Here is a 20,014-nt window from a genome sequence, read left to right on the forward strand (position 1 = left end):
GGCCGCGATGCTTCCAATTACAGCAGCGGTTCACTCCGGTGGACGGCTGCACTGGCAGGTGAGGAACATGAACAACAGCAATGAACAATATATCGGCAAACAGCTTGCAGCCAACCTTTTTAATCATAGCGGTGTGTTTGTTCTGCCGGCGATGACCTTATTAAGCGGGGAACATATCCGGTTGATCTCCCAGCACAAGATCCTCCTGGAGCCGCATGATGTGCTTCAGCTGGACAACGCGGCATTCTATCAGCTGGCCGTGGATGACTGCACAGCAGCGATGGAGAGCATTTTTGACCAGCTCCGCTATACCAAGACCAAAAGGCTGCCGATGATAGAGCTCAGAAATGAAGTCATTCCTTTTATCCAGCAGGTAAGTGAGAAGAACGATTTCTACGGAATATTGGCTGCACTGCAGTCCAAGGATGATTATACATACAGGCATAATGTTGCGGTTGGTATTATCTCCACGCTGCTAGGCAAATGGCTGAAGCTGAAGCCGGACGAGCTAAGCATGCTGACCATCGCAGCGACTCTTCATGATATCGGCAAAATTATGATTCCGGCTGAAATTCTCGCCAAACCCGGTCCGCTGAGTGAGGAAGAATATGCACTGATGAAGAAGCATACCACCTTTGGATATGAAATGATCCGGGATACCGTGGGCACCACTCACATGCAGGCACTTGTTGCGCTGCAGCATCATGAACGGATGGACGGCAGCGGCTACCCCTTCGGGGTGCTGGGGCACCGGATTACCGATTTCAGCAAAATTGTCGCTGTGGCGGATATTTTTCATGCGATGACCTCAGACCGCTTCTACCGCACGGCCGCCCCTTTGTATGAGGTGCTCAGGCAGATGGACGATAATGTCTACGGCAAGCTGGACCCTTATATCTGCAGTGTGTTCATCAACAAGCTGATGCAATCGATGATCGGCAATGAGGTACTGCTCACAGACGGACGAATCGGCAAAATCATCATGATTCTTGCACATGATCCGCTGCGTCCCCTGGTGAATATCGATGACGATTTCATTGATCTGAGCCGTCACAGGCAATTGGGGATTGTGCGTGTAATTCCGCAATAAGCACAGGGTGCAATATCGTAAAACGAAAAAAAGGTAGCGGTTCCCCATATTTTGGGGAAGGGCTGCCTTTTGTTTTTTTCGGAAGCGGGACTCATAACTGGCTAATTTCAGCAATAAAATGAAGCAGGAGGCTTAATTAGACTCTCATGAGGGCTTACCCAAATTTATTTCTACTCTAACAATCAACAAATGCCCAGAACGTGCATACACTTGATAGTGAATGATTGTATGGAGGAGGTTCAAAGATGTCATTAAGCCATAAACGTCAAACAAGGGAGATCATTACGAAGGCAATTTGCGGCAAAGGTCGTAAGTTCTCTACCGCAACCCATACCGTGACTCCGCCACATCATCCGACTAGTATTCTGGGGGCTTGGATTATCAACCACCAGTACGAAGCGGTTGCCGCCGGGAACGGAATCGAAGTAATCGGTACTTATGATGTGAACATCTGGTACTCGTACGACAAAAACAAGCAGACCGAGGTTGCCAAGGAAACGGTCTCCTATGTGGAGCTTATTCCATTGTCGTATCTGGACCCGAGACACCGTGCTTCCACGGCACAGGTCTCTGCGGAGGCAACGCAGGAACCCAATTGTGTGGAAGCCGGGGTATCGCCGGGCGGCGGTAGTGTGACGCTCCGGGTGGAACGGGAGTTCGAGGCGGAACTGGTGGCTGAGACCAAGGTCCGCGTGTATGTCAGCGATCAGAGTGATGATCTGGAAGACAAGGACTATGATTTTGACGGCGAGAGTTTTGATTACGATGATCTGGACCCTGACGCCCTGGATGATGAGCTGTAAGGAAGGAATACGCCGCTGCCTTTCTGTTACTGTATTGGGTTATGATCCATTATATGATGAGAGGGCAGCGGCGTAGAGGGCGAATGCCCTCTTTTTTTTAAAATATTTTGGGGTTAGGTTTCAGCACCAAAAGCTTCATCTGCGTACTGCAGAAGGGCGGGCTATCCGGTTATGAAGGATGATGCAGCTGTAGGCGCGGCATGAAGAATTTCGGATGGGCGGTGGCATAAGGATGAACGAAGGGCTTAACTTATTCCTTCAGCTGGCACCGGAGCAGATTATGCGCAGACTCCGGCGCTGCGGGATTGAAGCGGACCCCGGGGCTATCGGCAGACCAGCACGGCGGAAGGATGCAAGAGAGAGTCATTCATATTCCCATGGACAAGACCCCGCAAGTTACAGGCAGCACTACCGGGTGGTTATTTTCAATCTGGCTGTGCTGGAGTGCCAGCCTTTGGGTGCTGGAGCGGCTATGAATGCTGCTTTTTTGGGGCCGGTGAGAGAGGGCGGTTATGGTGGAGCGGAAATTGCGGGGCATGACGAGAACAGCTATGAGGGAACGGGTGCCAGAGGTAATAGCGGGAACAGCTATGCCGGAGCGGAAATTGTGGGGCATGACGAGAACAGCTATGAGAGAACGGGTACCAGAAGTGATAGCAGGAACAGCTATGGCGGAGCGGATATTGCGGGGCATGACGAGAACAGCAATGAGAGAACGGGTACCAGAAGTGATAGCGGGAACAGCTATGGCGGAGCGGGTGGTGGCGGAAGTGAGATGCGCGGGGTGGCAGGAGCTGTCCGTGTAACGGCGGTCCGGGCGCTATACAGCCTGGGGCTGGACAGCGGCGAGGTGGAGCTGCGGGCCATGGGCGGGCGGCGTTATGTGGTGACGGGCATCACTCCGTTGATGCCGGTTCCCGGCAAGCCGCTGCCTGAGCCGTACCGGGCAGCCTCGCGGGTGCTGGCCCGTTCCCTTGCCCTTGAGCAGCCAGGCCGGGCAGGGCTGCTTATGGGTATGGACCCGGAGTTTCTGCTGCTCCGGGAATCCACGGGCCGCGTCGTGCCGGCGTCGCGGTACCTGCCCATGGACGGCGTCGCGGGCTGCGACGCCGGACCCCCGGGAACGCGCGGCGTGTTCCCGGTGGCGGAGCTGCGCCCTGCGCCGCGCGGGGAACCGCGCGCGCTGCTGGCGCAGCTGATGTCCGCCGCGCGCGAGGCGGACCGGCTCATCGCCGACCGCTCGCTCCGCTGGCGGGCGGGAGGCATGCCGCTGCGGGGCTGGGCCCTCGGCGGCCACCTGCACTTCAGCGGCGTGACGCTGTGCGCGCCGCTGCTGCGCGCGCTCGATAACTATCTCGCGCTGCCCATGCTGCTGCTCGAGGACATCCGGGCTGCGGCCCGGCGTCCCCGCTATGGCGTGCTCGGCGATTTCCGGCGGCAGCCGCATGGCGGCTTCGAATACCGGACGCTGCCGAGCTTCCTGGTATCCCCGGTCATCGCCAAAGGCGCGGTCTGCCTGGCTCACCTGATCGTGAGCCATTATGAAGAGCTGCCGCTGCGCCCGCTCGACCGGGAGAAGCTGCATGCCGCCTTCTACAGCGGCGACAAGCAACCGCTCCGCGAAGCCTGGCCTCCCCTGGAGGCGCAGCTTCGCGCGCTGGGCGGCTACGCAGCTGCCGCCAGCTACATAGATCCTCTGCTGCGCTCTTTAGCCGCGCAGCAGACCTGGGACGAGTCGCGTGATATCCGCGGCTTGTGGTGCGGCAGCGCACCGTCAGTCTCCGGGACGCGCCTGGGCAGCCCGGAAGATACTTTTCAATAGTGCCTGCCTATATAACAGCAGGCAGCCGCCGTTCACGATTTCCCCTCGCCTCCCGGTGCGGGGTGATTTGTGTAGTTGAACAAATTAACAAATAGAGCCCGAACAAGAATTACAAAGCAGGCTAAATATAATTCAAGCAACGATTCGGGAGAGAATCCGGGAAATTGCAATCGTTGTGGGCTAGAGCAAAACATCCATTCTTCACAAACAATTCTTTACCGGCAGAATGGAGACAACTCAGTAAGCGATGTAGACATAAATGTTGTACGTTCTACAGGCGTGTTGATTCCCCATATTATGGAATGAATATAATTCCCAAAATGCTCTTGTTCCTGAGTAGCTCAGTTGAACCTGCCACTCCAGCGGAAGACTAAATATACGCCAATGCTGCATAAATTCCCAAAGGGTCAGTTGAGCAAAGGCAGGCACGTTGGAGTGGATTTCATCATAAACGCGTCTCAGAAGCACATAGACAGCAAGGGCCACAAACAATTGGCTGTATACTGCATTTTCGGTGGTTCCAAATAGACATGGCACGTTCAGATGCTGTTTAATCCAGCGGAAAAAGACTTCAATTTCCCAGCGTGCCTTGTAGATTTCGGCGATTACATGAGCGGACTCTTTTCTCAAATCGGTCACGACCCGTACGACTTCCCCCGGTCATTTTCAAATTCTACGACCCGGTGGCGCTGAGCGGATTGGCACTTCCCTTGACCGATATAACAAGTCATATCACGAACAATTTTCGTTTCTCCCTCTGCGGGTCGCTGGAGGTTTCTCGGCTTCACCAAATGGAGATTGTCTTTGAGTCGAATCACAAACGACTGGCCCTGGAGCACATATTGATCCAATCTGCTAATTTTTCCATACGCCCGATCCTGTACCAAAATGTAGTCCGTATCTGCCAAAACTTCTCCAAACGGAGCGTCATTGCGCTTCGCAATCGATTCCTCCACGTTCACGGGTAAACGCTGACCTTGCGAAAGAGCGACATGCAGCTTAATGCCCCCTCTAAATTTTTTGTACGAGGCCCAAGGCATTCGGGAATTCGCCGCCGTGACCGTCGTCGAGTCAATCAGCAGAAGATCTTTAGGAAGATTCAGATGCCGCCGGGTTTGTCGGTTACATTTCTTGACGAGCAGTTGAAAGATACGTTTGAAGATTTCGTAAGGGACTTCACCGGCCTTGCCGGAAAGGGTGGAGTAATGAATCTCAGGCAAGTCAAAGTTTGGGCCTAAGCGGGCACTTTGCCGGAAGCCGTCCCATTTGTGGTAGCAGGCTTGGACAAAGTAATCGAGTAGCAACCCGACGGTCATTTTGGTTCCACTATCTACGTAGTCCTTGGTTTGTCCAGTCACCATTTGGACTTCTTCCGGTGTTAATACTTGTTTGAAAACGGCTAAAAATGGGGTATATTTATTCATGAGGTCGCCTCATTTCGGTTTGGTTTGGTCGTACTTACCATTACCCGAAATGGCGGCCTTTTTCGTCCCTTTTTTTGGGAAATCAACACGCCTATACGTTCTACAACTTTGATTCATGGGCAGCCGGGTGTTTGTGAAGATTGTTGTATAAAATACAAGAATAATCCCGCTAATCCGCTTGGAAAAGGAGAAATCCTGCTTTTTATACAACATTATTGGGTTTGGGCCGGTAGGATGAGGAGAATGTTGTATTATGGAGACAATTTCATAATTCCAAACCCTTGCTGGGAGCGGTTTTTTTGAGCATAGAAAAAGGAGTACCTCCCCAAATTCTCGAAGATATAGGTGACGAAACCAACACCCGAGAATGAAAAGAGGTAATCCCTATCTATTCTATTCGACAAGAAGAGCTGTTTTCCTTTGAGGAATTGCTCCTGATGCACCCAGAAGATAAATATAGTCAAATCTTTGAACACTTAAATCTGGCACCGGTCTTGTTGGCACTGGGGAAAAAGAACCATCGCGGACGGCCGGAAAAACTAAACGTACCTGCCATGATCTACTCGCTGCTTATCGCAAAAATGGAGAACATTGAGTTTGTCTCTGCATTGACCCGCCGACTGACCCATAGCAACGAATTTCGAGTACAGTGCCGGTTTAGTGGCTCCGACAATATTCCAAGCCAAGCCTCGTATTCCCGTTTGATTCATGCGCTGGAGCAAACGGGGATGCTTGAAAAACTTCAGGATACCTTGGTGACGTCTGCCCTAGAAGAAGGCTTTGTGACCGGCACACATATTGCCGTGGATTCCTCCATGGTCGAGGCTTGGGATTGCCAATTTAGCGAATCGGCCTCCAAGCGCCGTGCGGCTCGCCGGGGGCAAAAGCCAAGCGAGGCTCCAGGAGCCGAGCAACTTCAGTTCGAACTTCCCGAGCCTGAGCCTAAGGCTGAGAACGAGCCGCCAAAGAAACCCGTGTACACGAAGCGTGGACGGCCGTCTAATGCTGAAAAGGAACGCCGACGTCAAGAACTGGAAGCCTATGAACAAAGTCTTGGACCGTTTCAGAAAACCATTGAAGCGATGTTGCCCTACACGTATGACGAACTGTTGGCTGCGTTGCCCCGGCATGCCGCGCGTTGTGACAAGAAAAATACGAAGGGCCGAATGACCAGTTACTACGGGTTCAAGGCGAATTTGCTCGTCGATACGGACTGCCAGTATATCCTGAGTGGCCTCTGGAGCTCAGCGAATCCGAATGACCAGCGCATGGCCGTCATCCTTCTCAAAGGCCTGCTCCTGAAGTTTCCTATGCTGAAGGTAAAGCATATTTTGGGCGACAAAGGATACGACTGCGCGGCCATCTACCAGCTGATTCATTCGTTAGGCGCCTATCCGGCGATTCCCATGATTCACCACAAAGATCCGCCCGAGGGAATGAACCTGGATTACACTCCGGTATGCTCACAAGGGCACGCCTACCGTTACGACAGTTTTGATGCCAAGTACGAAACGCTGAAGTATACCCGGCCGAGCGAGTGCAAAGGCTGTCCGCTTTCCGGTTCCGGCTGTCAAAAGGTATTTAAAATCCGCATACAAACGGATTTACGTAAGCATACCTATCCCGCAAGAGGGAGCGAAAGCTTTACAGAGCTTTACAAAAAGCGTACGGCAGTGGAGCGTGTTTTTGCCTATCTCAAAGAGTATTTTGGAATGAAACGCACACGTCACCGCGGCGTCCGGGCAAGTGTCGATTTCCAGCTCAGTACGCTAGCTTACAATCTGAGTAAATTTGCGTTAGACAAGTTGAACCAGCAGTTGAGAAACTCCCAGCAAGTGGCCTGATTTTTAAAAAACGACCTTGGATTTTGGCCAAGTCTTGCTATTCAGCCAACTGAATTATGAAATTGACTCTTATGTGCAGGATTATATAGCAAGTTAGCGGATCACGGTTTTTACAGCCTCTACTACATCAATTTTCGTTATTGTTCCCTCTAAAGCAGGCCCCACGCTTCCACAAGGACAGGGCTCCAAATTCCTATATGTATAGCATGGACCATGTCCCGATGTCAGTGAACCCGAGCTTTTTGTAGATTAATCCCGCTTGCGGATTGTTATAGAAAAGACACAGTGACTTGCCTTCTTCCAGTACATCGGCGCTTAGACGGGCGACCACCTGCGTGGCTAACCCTTGTCCCCTGTATTCCGGATGGGTCGCTACAGCAATGATCATCGCCGACATGGAGTTTTCCGCCGCAGTGGAAGCCGTTGCAACAACTTTACCCTCTTTTTCCGCGAAATAGGTGCGTCCGGTCTTGCTCTCCAGTGCTTTGTGCAGCGTTTGACGCGAGTCTGCCGAACTGCCTGAGAATTCTTCGATCAGATCCGTAAGGGAACATACCGCCTCCACATCATGGATTGTCGCACTCCGGAAACCGCCCGGGGCAGCAGCCGCAGCACGAATTTGTTCATTCATTTCCTTAAGCTCGGCGAAGAACATCTGCTTCTCGGATTTACAGTCCAGCACCTGGCGGAATTTCTCAATTACCTGTGATGAACCCGAGAGCATTTCGGCCTTCCCGCTCTTTCTTACCAGCTCCGCGAATCCTTCCACGTCAAAAGGACCCTCTGCATAGGGCAAAAAACTTCCATAGAACCGCAGCATCACCGCTTTGAACCGGCCGTCCGGTTCATCCATCTCGCCCCACAGCTCCATGAAATCCTGTTCAAACCCGAAATTCTCCACATCCCCGATGATAAACAAATTGAGTGCAGGGTCTTTGTGCAACAGCGCCATCAGCGGGATGCGGTCAGCTTCATTCAGTTTTCTTATCACGATTTTTCCTCCTTACATAAGATAGAATGTACAATCGTTTTCATAGATCATATTATAGAATATTATGGGCTTGAAAATATAAATTCGTTCTAATTGGCTTAACGCCAAAGGAAAAACGCTGTATTACAGCGAGAAAAGCTGCTGCCAGCCGGCCGGAAAATCTGTACACCAGGTTTTAGCAGGAGACCGGAAGAGGCTGCGGGTAACTTTGAGAGGGAAGTTTCTGCTATAATAGAGAACAGTATGAAGTAGGCATGGAGGTAGACGATGGCAAACTATACGCCGATGATTCAGCAGTATTTAAAAGTGAAGGAAGGGGCAAAAGACGCTTTCCTTTTCTTTCGTCTGGGCGATTTCTATGAAATGTTCTTTGAGGATGCCTTGCTGGCCTCGAAGGAGCTTGAGATTACACTAACAGGCCGTGATGGCGGGGTCGGCGAAAAGATTCCAATGTGCGGAGTCCCGCATCATGCTGCCGAGGGGTACATACAGCGCCTGATCGAGAAAGGCTACAAGGTCGCTATCTGCGAGCAGCTCGATGATCCTGCGGTGACCAAAGGGATGGTCCGCCGCGATATCGTCCGTGTGGTTACACCGGGCACCGTGATGGACGGCAAAATTATAACGGACAAAAGCAACAATTACCTCGTCTGTGTGACTGAGGAAGATGGCATGACGGCACTGGCTGCCTGCGATTTAACAACAGGTGAGCTGTATGTCACCTCTGTACTCTCCAGCACCGAATGGCTGCGGGATGAGATCGGCATCTATGAGCCGGCAGAGATTATCGGGGACGCGGCGCTCCTGGAGCTGCTGCGCAGTGAAGCCTCCCTGCTGGCTAAGCCAGTAGTTTATACACCGTGGGACAAGCAGGAGGAAGGACTGGCCCGCCGCCAGTTCGGCGAAGCGGCATGGGTACGGCTGGAGAAGGAACGCGGCCGTTGTCTGGCACTGCTGATCTCCTATTTCAGCGAGACCCAGCGCCGGTCACTTGGGCAGCTAACCCAGATTTCTCCCTACGAGCCCGGAAATTATATGATTCTTGATCCGTTCACCCGGCGCAATCTGGAGCTGACCGAAACCGTAAGGGAGCGCTCCAAAAAAGGCTCGCTGCTCTGGCTACTCGACCGCACCGAAACCTCGATGGGCGGGCGTCTGCTGCGCCGCCGGATCGACAAGCCGCTGCTGCAGCGTGCACCGATTGAACGCCGCCTCGAAGCTGTTGACTATCTGTATAACCAGTTTATCGTCCGCGAGGATTTGCGCGGAGCACTGAAAGAAATCTATGATCTGGAGCGGCTAGTCGGACGTATTGCCTTCGGCAGCGCCAACGGTCGGGATATGAACGCCCTGAAGCTGTCGCTGGCGCAGATTCCGGCGCTAAAGGAGATGTGCCTGACATCTGGTTCGGCCACTCTGCGGGAGATCGGCACGTCCATGGATGAGTGCGCAGAGCTCCGGGAGGATATCGAACGTGCCATTGTTGAGGATGCTCCTGTGTCTGTCCGTGACGGCGGAATTATCCGCGGCGGATATCATGAGCGGCTGGACGAGCTGCGTGAAGCCAGCAGCAGCGGCAAACGCTGGATTGCCGAGCTGGAAGCGAAGGAACGCCAGGCGACGGGCATCAAATCCCTGAAGATCGGCTATAACAAAATCTTCGGCTATTATATTGAAATTACCCGTTCCAATCTGTCTGCACTTCCGGAAGGCAGATATGAACGGAAACAGACGCTGGCCAATGCCGAGCGTTATGTTACCCCGGAGCTGAAGGAGAAGGAAGCACTGATCCTGGAAGCCCAGGACAAAATGACAGACCTGGAGTACAGCCTGTTCACCGAGCTGCGCGAGCGGATTAGCGCCCAGGTTCCCCGGCTGCAGGCGCTTGCCGAGAAGGTGGCCGAGATTGATGTGTATCAATGTCTCGCGGCGGTTAGTGCAGAGCACCGTTTCGTGAAGCCTAAGCTGTCCGACAGCTATGACCTGCGGCTTGAAGGCGGGCGCCATCCGGTGGTTGAGGCAGTGCTGAAGGATTCCGCGTTTATTGCGAACGGCAGCACGCTCAGCAAGGATGAGGGCAATATCCTGCTGATTACCGGACCGAATATGGCAGGCAAAAGCACGTACATGCGCCAGGTTGCACTAATCTGCATCATGGCCCAGATCGGCTGCTTCGTGCCGGCATCCAGTGCCGAGGTTCCGCTGATTGACCGCATCTTCACGCGGATCGGAGCAGCGGATGACCTGATCGGCGGCCAGAGTACCTTCATGGTGGAGATGGCCGATATCCAGGTCATGACCGAAAAGGCTACGGCCCGCAGCCTGATCATCATTGACGAGCTGGGCCGGGGGACCTCGACCAGTGAAGGTATGGCGATCGCCCAGGCGGTGATTGAATACGTGCATGATACTATCGCCTGCAAGGCGCTGGTATCGACGCATTTCCATGAGCTGGCTCACCTGGAACAGAGTCTGAGCGGACTCCGCAACTATTCCATGGCGGTGCAGGAGAGCGGGGACAAGGTCAACTTCCTGCGTAAGCTTGTGCCGGGAGCGGCGGACAGCAGCTACGGGATTTACTGTGCGAGACTGGCCGGACTGCCGGAAGGCATCATCGACCGCGCGTACGGCCTGCTTCAGAGCATCGAACAGGCATCTCCACCGGGCAGCGTGCCGCTGAACTACGGTACGGACTATAATGACCGTTCCGGACCTGTGATTCAGGAGAACCGGGCTGTGACTTCCATGGCTGCGGCTCAGCAGGAAGCAGCTGTTTCACTTGCTTCCCCTGCGGAGGAAGAGGACAATGAGGTTGTACAGCTCTCTATATTTGGTGAGGACGAGCCCCGCAAGAACCGCAAAGGCGGGGTCGCAGCACCGGCAGCCAAAGAAAATCCGCTCCTGAAAGAGCTGATCTCAGCTGTACAGGGTGCGGATCTGATGAATATGACACCGCTGCAGGCGATGGGTCTGCTTAATGAACTGAAGATGAAGGCCAGGGAGCTATAAGCCTGAGAGTATATAAGCGAGTGGGCTAAGATTTTACCGGGCTTATTCAGACATCAATATGAGTTTGCAGCTACATTATTTATAAATTGCGGGGTGAACGAATATGGCCAAGATTCATGTGCTGGACGAGCATATTGCCAACCAGATTGCTGCCGGAGAGGTAGTGGAGCGTCCTGCATCTGTAGTGAAAGAGCTTGTGGAGAACGCGATTGATGCGGGAAGCACACGTATCGAAGTCTCTGTGGAAGAGGGCGGACTGCAGAGCATCCGCGTCAAGGATAATGGCTCCGGCATAGAGCCGGAGGATTGCGAGACGGCCTTTTACCGCCATGCAACGAGCAAAATCGCCAACGGCCGTGATCTGTTCCTGATCACCAGCCTCGGGTTCCGGGGGGAGGCGCTGCCGAGTATCGCGGCGGTATCGAAGCTAACCCTGCTGACTGCCAGCGGTGATGACGGGAAGGGACGGCTGCTGGAGATTGAGGGCGGGAAGCTGATCCTGAGTGAGGATGCGCCTTCCGGCCGGGGAAGTGATCTCACCGTACGGGAATTGTTCTATAATACCCCGGCACGGCTGAAGTATATGAAGAGCATCCAGACGGAGCTGGGCCATATTTCGGATGCGATGTACCGTATGGCCTTGGCACATCCGGATATCTCATTCACCTTGCAGCATAACAGCAATCAGCTGCTGCATACGCTGGGCAACGGCGATCTGCTGCAGGTTATTGCCGCCGTGTACGGCACCTCCGCCGCCAAGGCGATGCTGCCGGTCGCGGCTGAGGACCCGGATTATAAGATCTCCGGTTATATCAGCCGTCCGGAATGGACGCGTTCGAACCGTAATGCCGTAACGACGATTGTCGGCGGACGCTATATCCGCAGCAACGGACTGAATGCCGCGATCATGCGTGCATATCATACGCTGCTGCCGATTAACCGTTATCCGCTGCTGGTGCTGCAGCTCGACATGCATCCGTCACTGGTCGATGTCAACGTGCATCCGGCTAAGCTGGAGGTCCGTTTCAGCAAGGAGACCGAGCTGTATGCATTCGTGGAGCAGCAGATCCGCAGCCTGCTTATGGGACAGAGCCTGATACCACGTCCAACCAAGGAACTTATCGGGGGCAAGAATAGCAGCTCCTTCATTCAGGAGCAGTTCGCCTTTTCCAAAGGGGCGGTTCCGGGAGCTCCGCAGCAAGGTGCTGAGCCAGCTAACCCTGCAGATGCTTCCGCTGGCCGCGGTCCCGGCCAAGGGATGCCTGCTGCTGATGCTCTGCAGGGAGGCAGCAGCCAGCCGCGCCAGGGAGGGAACAGTGCTGCTCCGTTTCCCGGCGGCGCAGCCCCGCTAACCGGCAGCAGTGCTCCGCTGTTCGGCGGTGGGGCCGCTGCCGGGGCTCCGCAGCGTTATCCAAGCGGCGGCAATTCTCTGACGCCGCAGTCTCAGACCAGGGAGACGGCTGCAGCTTACGGCGGCGGTTCCATGCCGCCTGCACCTTACCGGAACGGGACCGCAGCGCAGCCGTCATCCCGTCCGCGCGACAGCTACCGCCCGCAGGCAGCTGCGGCTGACCGGGGACAAATGCCAACCGCAGAGGAGTTATACGCCCCTGCGGTTGCTCCTGCCGGAAGCGAAGACACAGGACTCCCGCAATTTCCCGAGCTGAATTATATCGGCCAGCATCACGGAACGTATATTATCGCCCAGAATGACAGCGGGCTGTATCTGATCGATCAGCACGCTGCGCATGAACGGGTGAATTATGAATTCTACTATGAGAAATTCGGCAAGCCGGAAGACGCATCGCAGGAGCTGCTGCTGCCAATCACGCTGGAATTCACGCCTTCGGAGAGCAGACAGCTCAGCGAACGGCTGCACTGGTTCCAGCAGGCGGGAGTATTTCTTGAGCATTTCGGCGGACAGACTTTCCTGGTCCGTTCCTTGCCGTACTGGTTCCCGGAAGGTGACGAGAAGGCGGTCATCGAGGAGATGGCGGAGTGGGTGCTAAGCGAACGGTCCATTGACCTCGCCAAGCTGCGCGAGAAATCCTCTATTCTCTGCTCCTGCAAAGCCTCGATCAAGGCTAACCAGAAGCTCACAGAGCTGGAAGTGGAATCGCTGCTCTCCCGGCTAGCGGCCTGCCGCCAGCCTTATACCTGCCCGCATGGACGGCCGATAGTCGTCTCCTTTTCTTCCTATGATCTGGAGAAGCTGTTTAAGCGCGTGATGTAGTGGCAGTACTGTACATTTGAAGAGTGCAAGATCGGAGGCAACATGATTATAACCACGGGCTTTAACCCGATACCGGAAATTGTAGACCGGGCCAGGACTCTGGCTGAGCGCACCGGCTGTCTCTATGCGCCCCGTGCCAAGTTATCCATGGCGAAGCTTGTGGATCAATATGGGGACGAACAGGTTCTGGTTGTTCTGCAGGAGGCGGTCCGGCTGATTACGCCGGAGATGCCGCCTATGGAATTCCATCCCAGCATGGGGTTTGTCCGTGCGAAACGGATCATTAGAGGCGAATCAGACCCCCTGATTGATGCAGCGGGCATGCTGCCCGGCGACAGTGTGCTGGATTGTACGGCAGGTCTCGGGGGAGACTCGCTGCTGTTTGCCGTCACCGGAGGTGAGCATTCCCGGGTTACGGCGCTGGAGAGCTCCCTGCCGCTGTATGCGCTGCTGCTGGAAGGGATGAGCCAATATGTTTCAGGCCAGATTAAGGTGAATGAAGCCCTGCGACGCATCAATGTCCAGCGGGGTGACCATCTGGAGTATTTGAAGGCTCAGCCGGACAACAGTGTCGATATTGTTTATTTCGACCCCATGTTCCGGGTACCGCTGACGGATTCGGCGGCGATCTCCCCGCTGCGTAAGTTCGCTAATCCCGCCGCATTGTCGGCGGAGAGTGTGGCTGAGGCGGTCAGGGTTGCACGCAAGACCGTTGTGCTGAAAGAGAAGGCGCTGAGCGGGGAGTTTGCCCGCCTGGGCTTCACGGAGCTGCTGAGAGCAAGCGCCAAAACATCGTACGGGGTGATCACCATTGACAACGGAGACTAAACGCAAGGTACTCGTGCTGCTCGGTCCGACCGCCGTAGGGAAGACCAGGCTGAGCCTGGAGCTGGCCGGGGCTTTCGGTGCCGAGATCATATCAGGGGATTCCATGCAGGTCTACCGTGGTATGGATATCGGCACGGCGAAGATCACCGAAGCTGAGATGAAGGGGATTCCCCATCATCTGATTGATATTCATGATCCGCTTGATGCCTATTCCACCGCAGAATTTCAGGAGCAGGGTACCCGGCTCATCGAAGAGATCAGCAGCAGGGGCAGGCTGCCTTTTATTGTTGGCGGGACGGGACTGTATATTGAGTCCCTGTGCTACGGATTCCGCTTCTCTGAGGCGGTGGCGGATGAGGCATTCCGCAGCGAGCAGGATGCTTACGCTGAGGAGCATGGGGCGGAAGCGCTGCATGCCCGGCTGGCGGCGGTAGATCCGGCCAGTGCGGAACGGCTGCATCCCAATGACCGGAGAAGAATTATCCGCGCGCTGGAAATCTATCATCAGACTAACATTCCGCTGTCCGACTCTCTTTCAGGGCAAAAGAAGGAGTCCCCTTATGAGTTATGCCTCATAGGGCTGACTATGGACCGTAAAAAACTATATAAACGTATTGAAGAACGGATTGATCAGATGCTGGCGGAAGGACTTGTCGCTGAAGTTCAGGGACTGCTTGAGCGCGGCTACAGCAGAAGCCTTGTATCTATGCAGGGACTGGGCTACAAAGAGATCGCCGCCTATCTGGAGGGAGAGTCAACGCTTGAGGAAGCTGTGGTGCTGCTGAAGCGCGATACCCGCCGTTTTGCCAAAAGACAGTTATCCTGGTTTCGCCACATGAAAGAAATTCAATGGATCGATGTGGAGGAGAGTCCGGACTATAATGAGATTTTCGCAATAATTCAGCATAAAATTGCGCAAACCTTTGCAAATTCAATATAACCCTTGAGGTTATACTCCATTGAATCCATTCGTTGCTGCACGAACATTGTAGGATGCTTCCAAAGCGTATTCGCGCTTTACCGGAAGCATCTTTTTACATCCCGCTTCATGCCTCTTTTTGCCGAATGTACTGATAACCGGGGGACCCAAATGTTAAAAGCGTGAACAGAGCAGCTGCCCAGAGTGACTATGCGGAGGCTCCACGCGCCACTGCTGAATTAGAGGATATTGTTGTGCCGGATAAACCTGTTGAAGCGGGGCCGCAGCCGATGCTGGAGCTATTGAGATTGACCGGAAGGGCTCCGAAGATTTAATATGTAGTGGAGGGAACCATAAATATAACCATTTCAACTAAAGGGGATTGGGAGAAAAAACAACTGAAAAATCAGGGTTTATCTTTTATTAACTTTCAAAGGGTTTTATAAATGAGCTGATTTCATCCATGTGTTAACGTTTTACATACCATATATCAGCCTGTTTTATTACATTGCTGTGCTTGCAGAATACATGGTATAATAGCAGGAAAGTTTCTCTAAGGTGTTGAATATACTTACGAACAATCTAATTGAACCATTGGGGGTACGTCATATGAACAAGTCCATTAACATCCAAGATACGTTCTTGAACCAGCTGCGCAAAGAGAATATCCCTGCTACAGTATATTTGACCAACGGTTTCCAAATCCGGGGAATTATCAAAGCCTTCGACAACTTTACGATTGTCATCGACAGCGACGGGCGCCAGCAGATGGTGTACAAGCATGCGATTTCCACGTTTACACCACAGCGCAGCGTATCGCTGATGCAGGACAATAATAACGAGATTTAAGATTTTACAGCCTTGAAGCGAAACCTTTTTGTTTATCAATCGTTTGAATAGAGAGTGCGAGAGAGCAACCTGCGAAGGTTGTTCTTTTCATTCGTGACCATAATTCATGATTTTTCCGCTAAGGGAGTCAGGAGGCAACATGTCCAGAGACCAACTAACCAGGAATGGCGGCAATAGAAACAGAGGTAGCAGCACGCCGAATTCCAAAGGGAAACCAAAGAAAAAGAAAAAATTTCTAACCAAGAAACGTGTATTGTGGAGTTTGTTTTTTGCAACGGCACTGGCGATTTTTTGTGCGCTGGGCGGCTATTTGTTCATTATGCTGAACGGGCAGAAGCTGCTGGAGGAGAACCAGGGTAAATTGACGGTGAATCCGCCGACGCAGATTTTTGACCGGAATGCGAATCTGATCGGAGAGCTCGCCCTGGAGAAAAGTGATCCGGTGGAATACGAGGATCTTCCCAAGATGCTGATCACCGCTTTTGTAGCTACCGAGGATAAAAGGTTTTTCGATCACAAAGGTGTAGATATCTGGTCCATCGGACGGGCGGCGGTGAAGGATATTGCGGCACGCAGCATGGTTGAAGGCGGAAGCACCATCACCCAGCAGCTCGCGAAGAATATCTTCCTGACCCGGGATAAGACCTTCTTCCGCAAAGCGACAGAGGTTTCGATTGCTGTTGCGCTGGAGAATAAGCATACCAAAGAAGAAATTATTACGATGTATTTGAACCGGATACCTTTCGGGGGAACCATTTACGGCATCAAGGCCGCCTCTATCCGTTATTTCGGTGAGAGTAATTTGAACGAGCTGGAGCTGTGGCAAATCGCTACACTGGCTGCCATGCCGAAGGGGCCTTCCCGCTATAATCCGCTGCGTAATCCGGAGCTGTCCAAGGAACGCCGCGCGGTTGTGCTGCAGCTTATGTATGATCAGAAGGCGATCACGAAGGAACAGATGGATGAGGCTAAGGCTGTTGACTATAACTATACGCCGCCTGAGAGCAGCAAGCAGCGTTACCAGGCATTCATTGATTATGCTATCGACGAGGCTGAGGATAAATTCGGTCTAACGGAAGATGATCTGAATATTGGCGGTTACAAGATTTATACAACGATGGATAAGCATGCCCAGGAGACCATTGAGGATGCTTTTGCCGACAGTGATAATTTCGAGAAAAGCGTGGACGATGAGCTGGTGCAGGGTTCGATGACGATCATCAACCAGGAGAACGGCAGTATTGTGGCGCTGATGGGCGGACGCAATTATGAGAAAAAAGGCTACAGCCGCGTTGACGGCAGCCGGCGTTCTCCGGGTTCAGCGTTCAAACCGCTGGTTGCCTACGCACCGGCGCTGGAATCCGGCAAATTCACGAATGATTCGAGGCTGAGCAATGAGAAGCAGTGCTTCGGCAAATATTGCCCGAACAATCTGCATGGCTATTCGACAACGATCAGCATGGCGGATGCCTTGACAAAATCAGAGAATATTCCGGCGGTATGGCTGCTGAATGAGATCGGTGTGAACACCGGCTTCCAGTTCGCCAAGAAGCTTGGCATCAATCTGAAGGATGAAGACAAGAACTTGTCGCTTGCCCTCGGCGGAATGAGTGAAGGGACTAATACACTGGAGATGGCCCAGGCCTACAGCGCATTTGCCAATGGCGGAGAGCTGCGGGATGCCTACTCCATTAAGTCGATTGCCGACAGCGATGACAAGACGGTCTATAAGGCCAATACCACCGCAGAACGGGTGATGAGCGAGGACACGGCTTATCAGATGACTGAGATGATGCAGAAGGTCGTACAGGATGGCACGGGTAAAAAAGCCAGAATTAACCGTCCGGTAGCCGGTAAGACAGGAACCACCCAGAGCGGCTACGAAGGAATCAGCTCTAACCGCGATGTCTGGTTCGTCGGTTATACACCGGAATGGACAGCCGCCGTCTGGATGGGCTATGACAAGCCGAGCAAGAAACATCTGCTCAAGAACAGCAGTCCGCTCGCGGCAGCATTCTGGGGCAAGGTCATGGAGGAAGCGCTGGAAGGCGTTCCTGCCAAATCGTTCCCGGTTCCCAAAGGCTCGGCAGAGGTTGAAGCCACACCGACACCTGAGGCGACTCCGGTTGTAACCGGTCTGCAGGCGGCTTATGATGCCTCGACCATGACGGTCAACCTGAGCTGGAATCCGGTTGAAGCTGCAGGGGTGGACTACCGCATATACCGCCGGGAAACCTCAGAAGCAGATTTTACTCAGCTCCTTAACACGAGCACTGGCAGTGTCGGGGATATAAGTGCGATGCCGGGACTGTCTTATGAATATTATGTAACAGCTTATTATCCGGAGCTTGATGTGGAAAGTGAGCCTTCGGATATCGTAACGGTATCCGTGCAGGATGAACTGCAAACGCCGGAACCTGAACCGACACTCGATCCGAACCTGCCTACGGATGACACTGGCAACGGCGGCAACTCCGGAAACGGCGGTATTCCGGGTGATGACGGCTCCGGCAACAACGGGAACGGTAATGGCAATGGTAACGGCAATGGTAACGGCAATGGTAACGGCAATGGTAACGGTAATGGCAATGGCAATGGTAACGGCAATGGAGGCAGCGGCAATAACGGCGGAACAGTAACACCTCCGCCTGAAATAACACCGACTCCAGTGCAAAGCACACCGTTGCCTACGCCGGCTCCGGAAGCAACCGCGACTACTGGCGAACCTGTAACGGATCCCGCTACAGATACGGGCAGCGATCCGAATGCCGGTTTTGTAGAAGGCGTTAATACTACGCAGTAGGTAGCAGCGGTTTAATAAAATCCATGGAACCATTTAACCCCGGCAGCCCGGGGAGCTCTGCATGTTGCAGAATTCCCGGCTGCCGGGGTTTTCTGGTGACTGGGATCACAGTGATATTTTGAGTGTCTAAGCGAAATGTGTTAAGCTGAAGGCACCATTATCTGAGAGGGTTATTCATATGAAACGTAAATTCGGAGACCGGGCCAACTGGCGCCGGATTACGCGCCGCCATTTTGCCTGCCGCTATGTGGAAACCCGGGAATTCAGCGGTTACATTACTCTGTATACCATTTACGGGTTGAAGGAGCCGCTGTGGAAGAGCTATGGCAGGCATACATACCGCATTGCGGACAAAGGGTATTCATGGCTGCAGTATTTTCCCAAAGACAGCCACTATATTGTGACGGCCATGTTTGACGAACGGCAGAATATTGTACAATGGTATATCGACACCTGCAAGGTTCAGGGAGTAACAGACCAAGGGGTTCCCTGGTTTGATGATTTGTACCTGGATGTTGTGGTGCTGTGGAACGGTGAAGTGTTCTTGCTGGATGAGGATGAGCTGGAGGAAGCGCTGGAACGGGACGATATAACAGACAGTGACTATAATTTAGCCTGGTCTACAGCGAATACGATACTGCGCAGTATCGATGCTCATGCCTTCCCTTATTTCTCCCTTTCACTGAAGCACCGTGCCGAATTGTTTCATCACGGAGAGTTCAGGAGGAAATAATAATGGAATGGTATGTCTATCAAAGAGGATCCTCTCCCATTCGCAGAGTCACCCGGAAGCGCCACTACCGTATGAAGCGCTTGTTTTGGACAGCACTGATTCTGCTCATCGTTGCCGGACTGATCTGGTGCGCTGTGGCACTAAGCAGAATTAATGGTGCAGAAACAACCGCGCCTATGGTGAAAGCGGATGCAGGTGTAATTCTGGGCATGTCGATGTGGGGGGATGAACCCAGTCCGGGTCTGAAGGAGCGGCTGGATTATGCGCTTGAGCTCTATCGTTCAGGAGCATTCACCCATTTTGTGGTTTCCGGAGGTCTGGATCACCCCGATTACAAGTATACTGAAGCCGAAGGAATGAAGAGGTATCTGGCGGCACATGATGTGCCGGAGGATGTAATCTACCTGGAGAATCAGTCTACCAGCACCTATGAGAATCTTCTGTTCAGTAAGGCTGTCATGCAGCAGGAGGGCTTGTCTTCTGCGGTTATCATTACGCATGATTTCCATGGCCGCCGTGCGCTGGAGATTGCACGTGAGCTTAAGTTCACGAACCCGGAGCTTGGGGTTACGGAGTCTAAGGTCATGTCGATGTTCAAGTACAAGACACGCGAAATTCTCGCCTATACCAAATGGAAAATGCAGCAGTTATCTTTATAAATCTGCT

15 protein-coding genes are annotated in these 20,014 nt (G+C 53.2%); 12 read left to right on the forward strand and 3 right to left on the reverse strand.

From position 1 onward, the window contains the following. Window positions 1-7: 7 nt before the first annotated feature. From NSQ73_RS12930 to NSQ73_RS12940, 3 genes are all read left to right on the forward strand, one after another. Complete coding sequence (locus tag NSQ73_RS12930; RefSeq protein ID WP_231575150.1) at window positions 8-1,090, forward strand: HD-GYP domain-containing protein; 1,083 nt, start codon at window positions 8-10, stop codon at window positions 1,088-1,090. Between the two features lie 245 nt (window positions 1,091-1,335). Next, complete coding sequence (locus tag NSQ73_RS12935; protein ID WP_039310097.1) at window positions 1,336-1,893, forward strand: outer spore coat protein CotE; 558 nt, start codon at window positions 1,336-1,338, stop codon at window positions 1,891-1,893. A 232-nt stretch (window positions 1,894-2,125) separates the two neighbouring features. Then, a complete protein-coding gene (locus tag NSQ73_RS12940) occupies window positions 2,126-3,715 on the forward strand; it encodes a putative amidoligase domain-containing protein (RefSeq protein ID WP_340986732.1) in 1,590 nt (529 codons plus the stop codon). 237 nt (window positions 3,716-3,952) lie between these two features. Here NSQ73_RS12940 and NSQ73_RS12945 read toward each other — a convergent pair whose 3' ends face one another. Together NSQ73_RS12945 and NSQ73_RS12950 are read right to left on the reverse strand one after the other, a co-directional pair. Continuing rightward, window positions 3,953-4,354, reverse strand: coding sequence for a transposase (locus tag NSQ73_RS12945; RefSeq protein ID WP_340986733.1), 402 nt, complete (start codon window positions 4,352-4,354; stop codon window positions 3,953-3,955). Continuing rightward, window positions 4,351-5,139, reverse strand: coding sequence for a transposase (locus tag NSQ73_RS12950; protein WP_340985386.1), 789 nt, complete (start codon window positions 5,137-5,139; stop codon window positions 4,351-4,353). The genes NSQ73_RS12945 and NSQ73_RS12950 overlap by 4 nt, the downstream gene beginning before the upstream one ends. 437 nt (window positions 5,140-5,576) lie before the next feature. On the opposite strand from NSQ73_RS12950, the gene NSQ73_RS12955 reads away from it, so the two are divergent. Then, on the forward strand, window positions 5,577-6,983 hold the full coding sequence (locus NSQ73_RS12955) for a transposase (RefSeq protein ID WP_340986734.1): 1,407 nt from the start codon (window positions 5,577-5,579) through the stop codon (window positions 6,981-6,983). 193 nt (window positions 6,984-7,176) lie between these two features. Here the strand turns inward: NSQ73_RS12955 and NSQ73_RS12960 are convergent, their stop codons facing one another. Beyond that, window positions 7,177-7,974 carry a GNAT family N-acetyltransferase gene (locus NSQ73_RS12960; protein WP_340986735.1) on the reverse strand — a complete coding sequence of 266 codons (798 nt, stop codon included), beginning with the start codon at window positions 7,972-7,974 and terminating at the stop codon, window positions 7,177-7,179. A gap of 267 nt (window positions 7,975-8,241) precedes the next feature. On the opposite strand from NSQ73_RS12960, the gene mutS reads away from it, so the two are divergent. From mutS to NSQ73_RS13000, 8 genes are all read left to right on the forward strand, one after another. Further along, a complete protein-coding gene (gene mutS / locus NSQ73_RS12965; RefSeq protein WP_340986736.1) occupies window positions 8,242-10,983 on the forward strand; it encodes a DNA mismatch repair protein MutS in 2,742 nt (913 codons plus the stop codon). A gap of 103 nt (window positions 10,984-11,086) precedes the next feature. Further along, a complete protein-coding gene (gene mutL, locus NSQ73_RS12970; RefSeq protein WP_340986737.1) occupies window positions 11,087-13,216 on the forward strand; it encodes a DNA mismatch repair endonuclease MutL in 2,130 nt (709 codons plus the stop codon). A 42-nt stretch (window positions 13,217-13,258) separates the two neighbouring features. Beyond that, window positions 13,259-14,044 carry a class I SAM-dependent methyltransferase gene (locus NSQ73_RS12975; RefSeq protein ID WP_340986738.1) on the forward strand — a complete coding sequence of 262 codons (786 nt, stop codon included), beginning with the start codon at window positions 13,259-13,261 and terminating at the stop codon, window positions 14,042-14,044. Beyond that, window positions 14,028-14,984, forward strand: coding sequence for a tRNA (adenosine(37)-N6)-dimethylallyltransferase MiaA (miaA, locus tag NSQ73_RS12980; RefSeq protein WP_340986739.1), 957 nt, complete (start codon window positions 14,028-14,030; stop codon window positions 14,982-14,984). The genes NSQ73_RS12975 and miaA overlap by 17 nt, the downstream gene beginning before the upstream one ends. Before the next feature lie 588 nt (window positions 14,985-15,572). Beyond that, the gene (hfq, locus tag NSQ73_RS12985; protein WP_039299258.1) at window positions 15,573-15,812 is read left to right on the forward strand and encodes an RNA chaperone Hfq; all 240 of its coding nucleotides are present in this window, start codon (window positions 15,573-15,575) and stop codon (window positions 15,810-15,812) included. 139 nt (window positions 15,813-15,951) lie between these two features. Continuing rightward, window positions 15,952-18,615, forward strand: a complete 2,664-nt coding sequence (locus tag NSQ73_RS12990) for a PBP1A family penicillin-binding protein (RefSeq protein WP_340986741.1) — start codon at window positions 15,952-15,954, stop codon at window positions 18,613-18,615. 178 nt (window positions 18,616-18,793) lie between these two features. Beyond that, the gene (locus NSQ73_RS12995) at window positions 18,794-19,348 is read left to right on the forward strand and encodes a DUF402 domain-containing protein (protein ID WP_039299253.1); all 555 of its coding nucleotides are present in this window, start codon (window positions 18,794-18,796) and stop codon (window positions 19,346-19,348) included. 2 nt (window positions 19,349-19,350) lie between these two features. Continuing rightward, window positions 19,351-20,007 (forward strand): YdcF family protein, encoded by a 657-nt coding sequence (locus tag NSQ73_RS13000; RefSeq protein WP_340986743.1) that lies wholly within the window; start codon window positions 19,351-19,353, stop codon window positions 20,005-20,007. The last annotated feature ends 7 nt before the right edge of the window (window positions 20,008-20,014 follow it).

The sequence above is a fragment of the Paenibacillus sp. FSL R10-2736 genome (assembly GCF_038000245.1).
Lineage (GTDB): Bacteria > Bacillota > Bacilli > Paenibacillales > Paenibacillaceae > Paenibacillus_AQ > Paenibacillus_AQ phytohabitans.